The organism is Brevundimonas sp. (genome assembly GCF_046299535.1).
GTDB lineage: Bacteria > Pseudomonadota > Alphaproteobacteria > Caulobacterales > Caulobacteraceae > Brevundimonas.
Window position 1 is genome coordinate 1 of the sequence record NZ_JBKBIB010000010.1, and the last position, 13973, is coordinate 13973.

Below are 13973 nucleotides of genomic sequence, written 5' to 3' on the forward strand. Positions count from 1 at the left end.
CACGAGAGCTTCCTCGGCGCGGATTACCCGACCTTTCTGGAGGGCGTGCGGGCCTTCATCGACGGCTGCGAGGTCAAGCCCACGGGCGGGATCATCGCGGTGGCCGGGCCGGTCACCGACGGCGCCATCGACCTGACCAACTCGCCCTGGCAGGTGTCGGAAGCCGAGCTGGCGACCCTGGGCCTGAACCCCATCCGCCTGATCAATGATTTCGAGGCCCTGGCCTGGGGCGCGCCCATCGTGCCTGCTGACTGTCTGGAAAGCCTGGGCGGACCGGAGCAGGGCGATGCCCACTCGGCCATCGCGGTGCTGGGGCCCGGCACGGGCTTCGGCGTCGCCGGGCTGGCGCGGGATATCCACGGCAATGAAATGGCCCTGCCCTCCGAGGGCGGCCATGCCTGTTTCGCGCCGGGCGACCCCGTCGAGGACGAGATCCTGCGCATCCTGCGCCGCCGCTATGACCGGGTGTCCATTGAGCGGCTGATCTGCGGGCCGGGCCTGCTGAACATGCACCGGGCGCTGGCCGAGATCGACGGGCGCGAGAGTCACATCGACGATCCCGCCGAGATCACCCGTTCGGCGCTGGAGAACCCGAACAGCGCGTGCGGCGCGACCCTGGCCCGGTTCTGCGCCATTCTGGGCGCGGCGGCGGGGGACATCGCCCTGACCATGGGCTCCCGCGGCGGGGTCTATATCGCCGGGGGCATCGCCCCGCGCATCCTGCCCTTCCTGAAGGCCAGTCCTTTCCGCCAGCGCTTCGAGCGCAAGGGCCGCTTCAAGGACTACATGGCCGACATCCCCACCTGGGTGATCACCCACAAGCATGCGGCCCTGCTGGGCGCCGCACGGGTCGCCTTCGCCGAGGAATGACAGCCCTTTTCCCGCCCGCGCTTTGCGGTATGTGTCGGGCATGGCCGTTTCCGACAGTCCGACCGAGATCTTCAAGCGCGCGATCGCGCACGCCGCGCGGGCGCTGGCGGAACAGCCGGATCTTGAGGTCCTGTTCGGGACCGACGGGCCAAAGGTGGTCGGACAGACCCTGACCCTGCCCACGCCGCCGCGCGACCCCGGCGGTCCCGAGGCCCAGACCCTGCGCGGCCAGGCCGATCGCATGGCCCTGCGGCTGGCCAATCACGATGAAGGGCTGAACGCGCGCCTTCGCCCCGCCGACGCCTCGGCCGCCGATGTGTTCGACGCCGTGGAGCAGACCCGCATCGAGGCGGTGGGCTCCACGTCCCTGAAAGGCGTGCGCGAGAACATGAACGCGGCGCTGGTGTCGCGCCTGCACCGCATGGGAGCGGCGGCGGCCACCGAGGCCCAGCGGGTGCCCGTGGCCGAGGCCGTGGGCCTGCTGGTGCGCGAGCGCCTGACCGGCGAGCCCGCACCGGACGGCCTGAAGGCCATGGTGGATCTGGTGCGCGCCGATCTGGAAGACCGGGCGGGCGATCAACTGGATGCGCTGACGGCGCTGGCCGGGGATCAGGCTGCGTTCGGGGCGGCCCTGAAGGACGTGCTGCGGGCGCTGGATATGGACCCCGGCGACGGACGCGGCGAGGACGCCTCGGACGACCCCGGCGAGGAGGAGCCCGACCCGCAGGAGCCGGACGCCGCCGACGATCAGGACGAGGACGAGGCCGGCGGCGAGGGCGGCCAGTCCATGGAGGGCTCGGCCGACGACGCGGGGGCCGAGGAGGAGCGGGAGACCCGGCCCGAGGGCGGACGCCCGGACGGCGAGGCCGAACCCGGGGACGGCGATCCGGAACTGTCCGAGGGCGACCAGCCCCAGCGCCGGGCCAACGCCGACGACGGACGGCCCACCGACGGCTACCGCGCCTTCACCACCGCCTTCGACGAGACCATCGGGGCCGAGGAGTTGTGCGATCCGGGCGAGCTGGCGCGGCTACGGTCGCTGCTGGACCAGCAACTGGTGCAGGTGTCCAGCGTCGTGGCGCGACTGGCCAACCGGCTGCAGCGCCGCCTGCTGGCGCAACAGAACCGGTCCTGGATGTTCGACCTGGAGGAGGGGGTGCTGGACACCGCCCGCCTGACCCGGGTGATCACCGACCCCACCGCGCCGCTGAGCTTCAAGGAGGAGAGCGAGAGCCCCTTCCGCGACACGGTTGTGACCCTGCTGCTGGACAACTCCGGCTCCATGCGCGGGCGGCCGATCATGGTGGCGGCGGTGTGCGCCGACATTCTGGCGCGCACCCTTGAGCGGTGCGGCGTCAAGGTGGAGGTGCTGGGCTTCACCACCCGCGCCTGGAAGGGCGGCCAGTCGCGCGAAGCGTGGATCAGCGCGGGCAAGCCGGCCGAGCCGGGCCGGCTGAACGACCTGCGCCACATCATCTACAAGGCTGCCGACGCGCCCTGGCGCCGGTCCAAGAAGAACCTGGGCCTGATGATGCGCGAGGGCCTGCTGAAGGAGAACATCGACGGCGAGGCCCTGTTGTGGGCGCACGACCGGTTGCTGGCGCGCGGCGAGGCCCGGCGCATCCTGATGGTCATCTCGGACGGCAGCCCGGTGGACGACTCCACCCAGTCAGCCAATGCATCCCTTTATCTGGACAAGCACCTGCGGCAGGTGATCGGCTGGATCGAGGAGCGCTCGCCGGTGGAGCTTCTGGCCATCGGCATCGGCCACGACGTGACCCGCTGGTACCGCAAGGCCCTGACCATCACAGACGTGGAGCAGCTGGGCGGGGCCATGACCGAGAAGCTGGCCGAGCTGTTCGAGGCCGAGGCCCGACCGGTCCCGCAGCGGCGCCGCCGCGCGGCCTGATTTCGGACTCTGGCGCCGGGAAAAAGACTGTCCGAATTGTCCGAATTGTCCGAAATCGGGGCGAGCGCTCCATAGTCAGCTGTTGTTTTGTCTGTCTTTTCTCCTCGATGAGGGGCGTTCGGCAATTCGGACTGTCTGAATTCCGCCAGGCCTGCGGATGTCCCGCCGCCAAACCCGACCGGTGAGTATGCGGGCGCCCCGAACGCGGCGGCGGAAAAAGCCTCCAAATTCGTCAGGGCCCTTGCAGGGGCGGCGGTTCGCGCCGGGAAAACGGCGGACGAACGCGCGAGTCGCGCCCCTGCCCAAAGAAAAACCGGCCGGGAGGTCGCCCTCCCGGCCGGTTCTCAATCACGCAAAGGCGGTGCGGATCAGTAGCGGACCCGCAGGGTCACGCCCCAGGTGCGCGGCGCGCCCAGGAAGGCGTTGTAGGTCAGGGTGTCGGCCGCCGGATTGTAGAAGGTGCCAGCGTAGGGACCCGAGGCGGTGGGCGTGGCCTGGAAGGCGTTGCCCTGCAGCGGGCCGTTGAAGACCACCTGGGCGTACTCCTCGTCCGTCAGGTTCTGGCCCCAGATCTCCAGGGTCCAGCGGTCATCCTCGGAGCCGATGCCGATGCGGCCGTTCACCAGGGTCATGGCGTCGTTCATCTTGAGCGGCAGCAGGTCCGAGCCGGTGTTGTATTCCGACGTGTACTTGGCCGACAGGCTGAACAGGCCGCGCAGGCCGCCGCCCAGCGAGCGGTCGTAGTTGACGCCCGCCGTCAGAGACCATTCCGGAGCGAAGGACATCTGGGCGCCCGGCAGCAGGCTGAGCGCCGGGAAGCGCGAGGGGTCCGACAGGTCGGCGGCGGTGAAGTCGCCGTACTCGGTCTGGGCGTAGGTGACGCCGCCGGTCAGGGTCAGGCCCTCGACCGGGGTGAGCCACAGCAGGTCGGCGTCGACGCCGGTGGAGGTCAGCTCGGGGATCGACTCCACGATGAAGTTGATGCCCGCGAAGGTGTTCAGCTGGAAGTCCGAGAAGGTCTGGTGGAACCAGGTCGCATTGAACAGCAGCTGACGGTTCAGCAGGGTGCTCTTGAAGCCCAGTTCCCAGCTGTCCACGGTTTCGGCCGGGAACGAGGTGTCGTCGATGGGCAGAACGTCGCCGGGGCGGGCCGGGTTCGGGCCGCTGGAACGCTCAAGGTTGAAGCCGCCGGCCTTGTAGCCGCGTGCGTACGAGCCGTAGACCATCAGTTCCGGGTTGAAGCGGTACTGCACCGCGAACCGGCCGGAGATGTCGTCGTCTTCCAGCACCTGGGTGTAGGCCCGGCCGTCGAAGTCCGGGTTCAACTGGTTGATGCAGAGGGCGCCGCCCAGAAGCGCCGGCGGCGCGAAGGGATTGTTGCGCACGGCCGTACAGCCGGCGTCGCCGCCGCCGATGTTGTTCTGCAACGTGTGCATCACCTTCTCTTCGCGGGTGTAGCGAAGGCCCAGGGTGAACTCCAGGGCGTCGGTGGCGCGCCAGCTATTGTTGGTGAAGAAGGCGATGGAGTCCGAAGACTGGCTGTAGCGGTCGAGATAGCCGGAGCCGGCCGGGACGGTCGGTCCGAAGTTCGGAACGAAGCCGGGGAACGGCGCAAGGGCGCCGGTGCAGACCGCGAAGGTGATGGGATCGGCGGTGATGCACGGCAGGGCGTTGGGGTCCGGCGCGCCCAGCTGCGACGTGATCAGGGTCGAGAAGAACGGCGTGAAGGCCGGGCCGAAGATGAAGCTGTCCTGACGGCGCAGGGTCTCCTCGGCGTAGAACATGCCCACCAGCCAGTCGAAGTTCTGGCTGGAGCCGGCCAGACGCAGTTCCTGGCTCCACTGATCCATGGAGAAGCCGAAGTTGCCGTCGGGCGAACGATAGAAGAGGTCGGCGCCCGAGAAGTCGATGTCAGACCCGTTGACGGAGTCCCATCCACGGAACGCGGTGATCGACGTCAGGGTCGACCCGCCCAGCAGGGCGGTGTCGACGTTCACCTCGGCCGACAGGCCCCAGTCCTCGACCTGCTGGTCGGTGGGACGGTTGGCGTTGACCGAGCGGGTGAACGGGTTCGGGGCGAAGCCGGGTTGCGGTCCCACCACGCCGTTGCCGCCGGGGGCCAGGGCGTTGATGATCGCGCCGGTCGGGCCGGTGCGCACCTGGGTGGCGACGCAGCAGTACTCATCGCGCTTGGTGTAGTCGGCGATCAGGCGGATGGACGCCTCGTCGCTGGGCAGGATCAGCAGTTGGCCGCGAACGGTCCAGAAATCCTGGTTCTGGTCGTCGGTGGCGGTGCGCGGGCCGCTGGTGGTGTTGACGTCATAGAAGCCGTCACGCTCGCGCGAGGCCACATACAGGCGACCGGCGATGTTCTCGGACAGGGGCCCGGTGACCGACATCGATGCGCCCAGGGCGCCGAAATTGCCCGCCGTCAGTTCGCCGTTGAAGCCGGGCTGGAACGAGGGGGCCTCGGTCACGATGTTGATGACGCCGGCGGAGGTGTTCTTGCCGAACAGGGTCCCCTGGGGTCCCTTCAGCACCTCGATGCGGGACATTTCGCCCAGGTCGCCGAAGCCGACGCCGTTGCGGGGGCGATAGACGCCGTCGATGACAATGCCGACCGAGCTTTCCAGACCGGGGTTGTCGCCCACGGTGCCGACGCCGCGGATACGGGCGGTGGTGATGGTCTCGGACGTGGTCGAGGTCACGGTCAGACCCGGCGTCAGGATCGTCATGTCCTTGATGTCGCGGACGCCGGCGTTTTCCAGCACCTGCTGCGACAGAGACGTGACCACGATCGGCACATCCTGCAGGCTCTGTTCCCGCTTCTGGGCGGTGACGATGATCTCGTCGACGGACGTCACCTCCTGGGCGGCGGCGCCGGTAGCGGCGACGGCCGTCAGAACGATGGCTGAAGCGGACGTGGTGAGAAGTTTAGTGAAGCGCATGGAGCAACCCCCGGCTCTTGAGGCCCGGCGTCCGGTGTGGACGCCGCGGCGTTTCCTGGTCCCTGCGACCCCGCATCTTCGTGGAAAACGGGGTTCGTCAGTCAACGACTAGTCCAAGCTCTGAATCGCGACAATAAGTCCGGTCGCAATTCCGCCCTGAAACCTGCCGGTGTGACGCGAAAGTGACAGAAAATCGTTACGCAACGTCAATATTGACAAGGGTTTCCGGACTTTTGGCGCCTTTTCGCCGCTGCGTGCTCTCGCTGAGGGACGGCCGCCCGGGGCGCATACACCCCGGAATGGCGATTCCTGGCGAGCGAACGCCCTACCGCGATGCGGATCGCGCATGAAGAAGCGGAGGTGGGCGCTTGCGCCCCATCTACTGGGGGGGCACCTAGAGCCCATGCCTGTTCAAGACGCCTATCGCCCTCGACCCGCATTCTTTGACCTGGGAGACGCCTTCGGCGACGCCGTGGAACCGGCCGACTTCCCTCAGCACATAACGCGGTTCCGTAACGAGCGCGCGGCGATGACAGTGGGACTGGACGGCCTGACGGAGGCCGAATGGACGGGCGCCTTCGGCCGGTTCGCTCCCCTGCCCGGCCAGCCCGGGCCGGTGGCCATGCGGTATCACGGGCACCAGTTCCGCACCTACAATCCGGATCTGGGCGACGGCCGGGGCTTTCTGGCCGCCCAGATGCTGGAGGCCGGGACCGGCCGCCTGCTGGATCTGGCGACCAAGGGCTCCGGCCAGACGCCCTGGTCGCGCGGGGCCGACGGGCGGCTGACGCTGAAAGGCGGGGTGCGCGAGGTGCTGGCGCCGCTGATGCTGGAGGCGCTGGGCGTCCCCACCAGCCGCCCGTTCAGCCTGATCGAGACGGGCGAGCAACTGACCCGCCACGACGAGCCCTCGCCGACGCGCTCGGCGGTGCTGGTGCGGCTGGGCCACAGCCATGTGCGCTTCGGCACGTTCCAGCGGGCGGCGTATCTGGAGCGGCGCGACCAGATCGAGATTTTGATCGAGCACGTGCGGACCCACTATCACCCGCAGGTCGCCGAGGGCGACGCGGCGGGCCTGATGGCCGCCGTGGTGGAGGCGTCCGCGAAGCTGACCGCCCGCTGGATCGCCGCGGGCTTCGTGCACGGGGTGCTGAACACCGACAATCTGAACGTGACGGGCGAGAGCTTCGACTACGGCCCGTGGCGGTTCCTGCCGCACTACGAGCCCGGCTTCACGGCCGCCTATTTCGACCAGACGGGCCTGTACGCCTTTGCACGCCAGCCCGAGGCGGTGTTCTGGAACCTGACCCAACTGGGCGGGGCCTTGAGGCTTGTGGCGGACGCGGAGCCCCTGACGGATGCGCTGAACGGCTTCGGCCCGGCCTATATCCGGCACCTGCGCGCGGCCTTCCTGATGCGGCTGGGCGTGAAGAGCCTGGGCGAGGCGGCGGATCAGCGGCTGGTGGATACGACTCTGGCCCTGCTGCGCGAAGGCGGCGAGGCGCTGCGGTGGGAGCCCCTGTTCTTCGACTGGTTCGCCGGTTTCGCCTCGTCCGAGCGCGCCCTGCGCGGGCCGCGTCGGGCGCTGTATCAGGGCGAGGCCTTCGACGCCTTCCGCTTCGCCCTGTTCGAGCACGAGCCCGACCGGCCCGAGCGGCTGGAACATCCGGCGTTCCGGGCTGACGAGCCCGAGGAACTGCTGATCGACGAGGTGGAGACGATCTGGGCCGCCATCGACGCGCGGGACGACTGGGGGCCGTTCGAGGACAAGCTGGCCCGCATCGAGGCGTGGCGTCAGGCGCTGGATTTCTGACGGGTCAGTCCCCCACCAGCATCCCCCACCGCACCGCGTGGGCCTTCTTGCCCAAGGCCACCGCCAGCGGCGGTCGGGCGAACAGGCCTGAGAAGGCGGGGTCGCGCACGTTCAGTCCGCCGGCGTAGGCGCCGAAGGCGGGCAGGATCAGGCGCTGGCCGTCGGTGACGAAGCAACGCCGCCGCACCGACCCGGCCGTCCCCTTCACCCGCGCGCAGGGGTGCAGGTGGCCCGCCGCCTCGCCGGGCGTGGGGCCGGGGCTGGGTTCGTGGCGCAGGACCAGTTTCGACAGGCCGATCTCCACCGCCGTCTCGCCCGCCAGATCGCCCGAGCCCTCGGGGTCGTGGTTGCCGGTGATCCACAAAAGGGTCGTGCGCCGGGCCAGCGCCGCGATGCGCGCCCGGTCGTCCGGGGCGATGCGGGTGGTGGCCGAGCCGTCATGCAGGGTGTCGCCCAGCAGCACGGTGACGCGCGGGTCCAGCGCCTCGACCTCGGCCTGCAGCCGGTCCAGGGTCTCGCGGGTGTCGTAGGGGGGCAGCATCTGGCCGCGGGCGGCGTAGGCCGAGCCCTTCTCGAGGTGGAGGTCCGCTGCGACCAGCGCCCGCTCGCCCTCCAGCCACAGGGCGCCGGAGGGGCGCAGGACCACCTCGGCGTCATTGACCGCCATGACCGCCGAACCGCACGCCCGCTGCTGAACCCGCCACGCCGTCACGCCATGGCCTCCTCGATCAGCGCGGCCTGCTCCAGCATCATCTCGGCGGCGGAGGAGCCCGGCGCGCGCTCGCGGCCGATCTCCATCATGGCGGGCACGGCGAAGGGCGAGACCCGCTCCAGCCGCTGGACCCGGATGCGCCCCCGGATGCGGGACAGGAGCTCGCCCAGCCGCGCCACGTCCAGCAGGCCCCGCGCCGCGTCCGCCCGCGCGCACCGCAGCAGCAGATGGTCCGGATCATGGCGGCGCAGGGTGTCGTAGATCAGGTCCGCCGAGAAGGTCACCTGACGGCTGTTCTTCTCGTGGCCCGGCATGCGCCGCTCGATCAGCCCGGCGATCAGGGCGCAGTCCTTGAAGGTACGCTTCATCATGAAGCTCTCGTCCAGCCAGGTTTCCAGATCGTCCCCCAGCATGTCCTGTTCGAACAGGGCGTCGAAATCGAGGCCGTCCATGGGCTTCACCGACCAGATGGCCAGCATGTAGTCATTGGCCACATAGCCGATGGGGCCAACCCCCGCCCGGTCCAGCCGCCGGGTGAGCAGCATGGCCAGGGTCGAGTGGGCGATGCGCCCCTCGAACGGATAGACCACCATGAAACAGCGGTTGCCCCGGGCGAAGGTCTCGATCAGCAGGTCGTCGACGCCCGGCAGGCTGGAATGGTCGCGCTGGGCCTCAAGCCACTCCTGCACATCGGCGGGCAGGACGGACCACGCGGACGGGTCGCTCATCATCCGCCGCACCCGGCTGGCGAGGAAGGTGGACAGGGGGAATTTGGACATGCCCCAACTGGGCACCTTGGGCTCCTTGTCCGCCGCGCGGGTGACGATGGCGCTCGTCCCCTCGATGCCCATGAAGCGCCAGATCTCGCCGCCGAAGACGAAGGTGTCGCCCGGCGTCATCTGTTCGAAGAACCATTCCTCGGCCTCGCCGATCTTCTTGCCCGAGCCGTGGCGGCCGGGCAGGCGCAGCGACAGCGTCTGGGCGGTGATGATGGCGCCCACATTCATGCGGTGACGGCGCGCGGTCTCCTCGTTGCGCACCCGCCATAATCCATCCTGCCCGCGCACGATGCGGCGGAAGCGGTCATAGGATTTGAGGGCGTAGCCGCCGGTGGAGACGAAATCCACCACCCGCTCCCAGTCCTCCCACGACAGGTCCGCATAGGGCGCGGCGCGGCGCACCTCGTCGTACAGGACCTGAAGGTCGAAGGGCTCGGAACAGGCGCAGCCCATGACGTGCTGGGCCAGCACATCCAGCGCCCCGACCCGCACCGGCTCGCCGTCCAGCGCATTCTCGGCCACCGCCTCCACCGCCGCCTGGCACTCCAGCATCTCGAACCGGCTGGCGGGCACGAGGATGGCGCGCGACGCCTCGTCCAGCCGGTGGTTGGCCCGGCCGATGCGCTGGACCAGCCGGGACGAGCCCTTGGGCGCCGCCAGCTGGATCACCAGATCCACCGCGCCCCAGTCGATGCCCAGATCGAGGGTGGAGGTGCAGACCACGGCCCGCAGCTCGCCCCGGGCCATCTTGGCCTCCACCTTGCGGCGTTGTTCGGCCGACAGGCTGCCGTGATGAAGCGCGATGGCCAGGCCGTCCTCGTTCAGCCGCCACAACTCCTGAAAGGCGAACTCGGCCTGCCAGCGGGTGTTGACGAAGATCAGGGTGGTGGTCGCCGTCTTGATGGTCTCATAGACCTCGTCCATGGCGTGCTGGGCGGTGTGGCCGGCCCAAGGCACCCGGTTTTCAGACAGCAGCACCTCCATGACCGGCGGCGCGCCGGGGCGGCCCAGCACCAGGTCGTCCCCCCGGTCCGACAGCCAGCCGCGCACCGCTGCGGGATCATCCACCGTCGCCGACAGGCCCACGAAGCGCGCGTGGGGCGCGAACTGTCTCAATCGGGCCAGCCCCAGCGACAGCAGGTCGCCGCGCTTGGAGCTGTGGATGGCGTGGATCTCGTCCACCACCACGCAGCGCAGGTCCTCGAAATAGCCCCGCGCGCCCTCCCAAGCGCAGAACAGGGCCAGTTGCTCGGGGGTGGTCAGCAGGATGTCGGGCGGGGTGACCCGCTGGCGTTGCTTCCGCGCCTGACCTGTGTCGCCGGTGCGGGACTCAACCACGATGGGCAGGTCCATCTCGCGCACCGGGGTCATCAGATTGCGCTCCACATCCACCGCCAGCGCCTTCAGCGGCGAGATGTAGAGGGTGTGGACGCCCTTCGGCCCGTTGCGGGGGCCCCGCTCGGTCAGGTCGATCAGGCTGGGCAGGAAGCCGGCCAGGGTCTTGCCGCCGCCGGTGGGCGCCACCAGCAGCACGTCGGCGTCCTCGCGGCCCTTGGCCACCATGGCCAGTTGGTGATCGCGCACGCTCCAGCCCCGCCCGGCGAACCAGTCGGCGAAGCGGGTGGGCAGCAGCCCTACGTCCGGATCAGTCGTCAGCGGTCGGGGGGGCGAAATGGCGACGCTTCCTCAAGGAGTTACCCTCACCTCTTAGCGACGTTCCCGTTCCGTTTCACCTGCCTTATGCATCAGCCGTGCGCCCGCATCGCCGCGGCCAGCTCGTCGGCCATCACCGCCTTGAGCCGGTCGGGGGCCAGGATGCGGACCCGCTCGCCCCATGTGAACAGGTGCCAGGCCAGTTCGCGCATGCCGCTGGCGGTGAAGCGCACGATCACCGATCCCTCCGGCTGGTCCTCCAGCGTCTGGGTGGGGTGCCAGCGCCAGGCCCGGGCCTCGGCCGCGCCCTCGGCAGTGATATGCAGGGCCACGTCCTCCACATCATCCTGATAGATGCCGAACGAGCGGTTGGCGAAGGCGGCAAGGTCGAAGCCTTCCGGCGGGCGGGCGGTCTGGTCCAGCGCCTCCACCGCGCTCATGCGGTCGAGGCGGAAAGTCTGGATCTTCTGCGTGCCCAGATCGGCGGCCACCAGATAGTTGGCCCGGCCGAACATCAGGCCGCAGGGCGCCACGGTGCGGCGGCGCGCCTCGGCGCCCGGCCGGCTGTAGATGAAGCCCAGCGCCCGCTCCGCCAGCACCGCGCCCCGGATGGCCGCCAGCATGGATTCGTCCGCCGTGGGGCGGGGCCCGGCCTGCACCGCGATGGTCTCGGCCCGCACCAGCGCCTCCAGATCGGGCGCCAGCCGGTTCAGGGTTGTGGAGCGCACCGCCGACTTGATCTTGCGCTCAAGGCTTTCCAGCGCCGCGGCCCGCACAGGCTCGTCGGCGCGGCGCAGGGCCAGGGCGGCGCGGTTCAGCTCCACCAGTTCCGTGGTCGTCGGCGCCTGCTCGAAGGCCGACAGGCCGCCGCGGATGCGCCAGCGCTTGGTGGGCGGGTCTGACACCTCCTCGGCCCCGGGGAACAGCATCAGCACCGCGTCGCGCATGCGCTCGGCGGTGCGGCGGCCCACGTCCAGATCGCGGGCCATGTCGTCCAGGGTCAGGCCCTCGGCGCTGCCGGCCATGCGGCGGGCCAGGTCGATAACCATAGCGGCCTTGTCGTGTCGCATTTCACCTACGTCCGATTTTGACGCAACACTGTCATAGGGTGGTTTCATCGGCAAGACGCCGCAGAGATCGAGGACCCTTCCATGGCCAGCCACATCGCCGCCCGCTACGCCCCCGCCGCCTTCACGCCCGGCCGCGCCGTCAACGACGCCCGCTACCTGATCGTGCCCTGCGAGGCCGACGGTTGCGGCGACCTGGCGGTGATCTGGGACCGGCTGGAAGAACAGGTTGTGGATGTGATCGACGCGGCCGCCGGACGCTATACGGACGAGGACGCCCTGTGGGACGAGTTCAAGGCTGAAACCTTCCGCCCGGCCCAGCCTTCACGCCAGTGGCGCGCGGCCGCCTGAAGCGGTGGGCGAACGGATCGCCGGGACGGTCTTGAACCGGAATGGCAGGCCCTATATAGGCGCGTCTCTCTTGACCACGCGCCCGGCTCCGGGCGTCTCCGGCGGCTGGGTAGCTCAGGTGGTTAGAGCGATGGATTCATAACCCATAGGTCGGCGGTTCGATCCCGCCCCCAGCCACCATCCGGTCCCCTGCCACGGGCGACCTAGCCGGACGGACGAGCCTGAATCATCATGTTGCCGATGAAGGTCATGACGGCCACGTCGTCCTGATTGAGCACCGTCACCCGCGTCTTTATCAGTCCCATGGCAGGGCGGCTCCGGGAACGACGCGCCTCGATCACCTTGGTCTCGCAGCGCAGTTTGTCGCCGGGATAGACCGGCTTCAGCCAGCGCAGCTCATCGATTCCCGGCGACCCCAGAAGGGCCTGCCGGCGCGTCCGGCTGTGCTCTACGGTCATGGCCATGGTCATGGCGCAGGTGTGCCAACCGCTGGCGGCCAGGCGTTTGAAGGGCGTCTTCGCGGCCGGATCGTCGGACAGGTGGAACGGCTGCGGGTCGTACTGCCGGGCGAAGGCGATCACCTCGTCACGGTCGACCACACAGGCGCCGAAGCGGGCCGTGTCGCCGACCGCGACATCCTCGAAATATTCCATCGTCCGCTGCTCCGCTGCCCGCCTGTGCGCCGCCGGGCCTTTCAGTCCCCCGGCGACAGCGCCGGATAGTCCGTGTAGCCGGCGGCCCCGCCCCCATAGAGGGTCGCGGTATCCATTTCCGCAAGGGGCGCGGCGGTCTTGAGACGCTCGACCAGATCCGGGTTGGAGATGAACGGCCGCCCGAAGGCGAACAGGTCCGCATGCCCCGCGGCCAGCCGGGTTTCCGCGAGGTCGCGGTCATAGCCGTTGTTGGCGATGTAGATGTTCGAGAACCGGCGACGCAGCCCTTCGAAATCGAACGGCGCCACGTCCCTCGGGCCCCCGGTCGCCCCTTCCACCACGTGGATGTAGACGATCCCCAGGGCGTCCAGCTTGTCGACGATGTAGTCGAACTGGGCCTGCGGGTCGCTGCACGAGATGCCGTTGGCCGGAGACACCGGCGACAGACGGATGCCTGTGCGCTCGGGGCCGATCTCGTCGGCCACGGCTTCGGCGACCTCAAGCATCAGGCGAGCGCGGTTCTCCACGGAGCCGCCGTAGGCGTCCGTTCGTTTGTTGGCGCCGTCCTTGGCGAACTGGTCCAGCAGATAGCCGTTGGCGCCGTGGATCTCCACGCCGTCGAATCCGGCCGAGATCGCGTTCGCCGCCGCCTTGCGGAAATCGGCGATGACGCCCGGGATCTCGTCCAGGGCGAGGGCGCGGGGCTCGGACACATCGACGAAGCGATTGTTCACGAAGGTCTTGGTCGGCGCGCGTATGGCCGACGGCGCCACCGGGGCCGCGCCGCCGGGCTGCAGGTCCACATGAGAGATCCGGCCCACGTGCCAGAGCTGAAGAAAGATGCGGCCGCCCTTGTCATGGACGGCGTCGGTCACCTTGCGCCAGCCGGCGATCTGCGCGTCGGTATAGACGCCCGGAGTGTCCTGATAACCCTGCGCCTGGGGAGAAACCTGCGTGGCCTCGGCGATCAGCAGGCCGGCGGACGCCCGCTGGGCATAGTATTCGGCCGCCAGTTCGCCTGGCACGAGGCCCGGACCGGCGCGATTGCGGGTCAGGGGCGCCATGACGATGCGGTTGGCCAGGGTGAGGGCGCCGAGCGTGCAGGATTCGAACAGGGTCTTGTTGGACATCGGGGGCTTTCAGACATTCCGGCGACAACGGCCGACGCCGTCATATGGAAACGCCCCGGGGGCGCAGCAAGGTCGCCGGCTGCGGCCT

The 13973-nt window shown here is 69.3% G+C and carries 10 protein-coding genes and 1 tRNA gene; 5 read left to right on the plus strand and 6 right to left on the minus strand.

Annotated features, from left to right (window positions below; translation table 11 throughout):
- Both glk and cobT read left to right on the plus strand, forming a co-directional pair.
- On the plus strand, positions 1-870 hold an 870-nt coding region (glk, locus tag ACK4FB_RS09580), incomplete at its 5' end, for a glucokinase (protein ID WP_409751140.1).
- A 40-nt stretch (positions 871-910) separates the two neighbouring features.
- Positions 911-2779 carry a cobaltochelatase subunit CobT gene (gene cobT / locus ACK4FB_RS09585; RefSeq protein ID WP_409751143.1) on the plus strand — a complete coding sequence of 623 codons (1869 nt, stop codon included), beginning with the start codon at positions 911-913 and terminating at the stop codon, positions 2777-2779.
- Between the two features lie 368 nt (positions 2780-3147).
- Here the strand turns inward: cobT and ACK4FB_RS09590 are convergent, their stop codons facing one another.
- Positions 3148-5727 (minus strand): TonB-dependent receptor, encoded by a 2580-nt coding sequence (locus ACK4FB_RS09590; protein ID WP_409751146.1) that lies wholly within the window; start codon positions 5725-5727, stop codon positions 3148-3150.
- 403 nt (positions 5728-6130) lie between these two features.
- Between ACK4FB_RS09590 and ACK4FB_RS09595 the strand changes: the two genes are divergently transcribed.
- Positions 6131-7540: a protein adenylyltransferase SelO family protein gene (locus tag ACK4FB_RS09595; protein ID WP_409751149.1), complete on the plus strand. Its 1410-nt coding sequence runs from the start codon at positions 6131-6133 to the stop codon at positions 7538-7540.
- A 4-nt stretch (positions 7541-7544) separates the two neighbouring features.
- Here the strand turns inward: ACK4FB_RS09595 and pdeM are convergent, their stop codons facing one another.
- The 3 genes from pdeM to ACK4FB_RS09610 form a co-directional block, all read right to left on the minus strand.
- Positions 7545-8207, minus strand: a complete 663-nt coding sequence (pdeM, locus tag ACK4FB_RS09600) for a ligase-associated DNA damage response endonuclease PdeM (protein ID WP_409751525.1) — start codon at positions 8205-8207, stop codon at positions 7545-7547.
- Between the two features lie 41 nt (positions 8208-8248).
- On the minus strand, positions 8249-10663 hold the full coding sequence (locus ACK4FB_RS09605) for a ligase-associated DNA damage response DEXH box helicase (protein WP_409751528.1): 2415 nt from the start codon (positions 10661-10663) through the stop codon (positions 8249-8251).
- A 113-nt stretch (positions 10664-10776) separates the two neighbouring features.
- Entirely contained in the window at positions 10777-11754 is a 978-nt protein-coding gene (locus ACK4FB_RS09610; protein ID WP_409751152.1) for a helix-turn-helix transcriptional regulator, read from the minus strand.
- Between the two features lie 81 nt (positions 11755-11835).
- Here ACK4FB_RS09610 and ACK4FB_RS09615 point away from each other — a divergent pair, with 81 nt between their 5' ends.
- Together ACK4FB_RS09615 and ACK4FB_RS09620 are read left to right on the plus strand one after the other, a co-directional pair.
- Complete coding sequence (locus tag ACK4FB_RS09615) at positions 11836-12102, plus strand: hypothetical protein (protein WP_409751155.1); 267 nt, start codon at positions 11836-11838, stop codon at positions 12100-12102.
- Between the two features lie 103 nt (positions 12103-12205).
- Positions 12206-12282: transfer RNA gene (locus ACK4FB_RS09620), tRNA-Met, on the plus strand.
- Between the two features lie 23 nt (positions 12283-12305).
- Here ACK4FB_RS09620 and ACK4FB_RS09625 read toward each other — a convergent pair.
- Together ACK4FB_RS09625 and ACK4FB_RS09630 are read right to left on the minus strand one after the other, a co-directional pair.
- Positions 12306-12800: a MaoC family dehydratase gene (locus ACK4FB_RS09625; protein WP_409751531.1), complete on the minus strand. Its 495-nt coding sequence runs from the start codon at positions 12798-12800 to the stop codon at positions 12306-12308.
- Positions 12797-13885 (minus strand): alkene reductase, encoded by a 1089-nt coding sequence (locus ACK4FB_RS09630; protein ID WP_409751158.1) that lies wholly within the window; start codon positions 13883-13885, stop codon positions 12797-12799. The genes ACK4FB_RS09625 and ACK4FB_RS09630 overlap by 4 nt, the downstream gene beginning before the upstream one ends.
- Positions 13886-13973 lie beyond the last annotated feature (88 nt).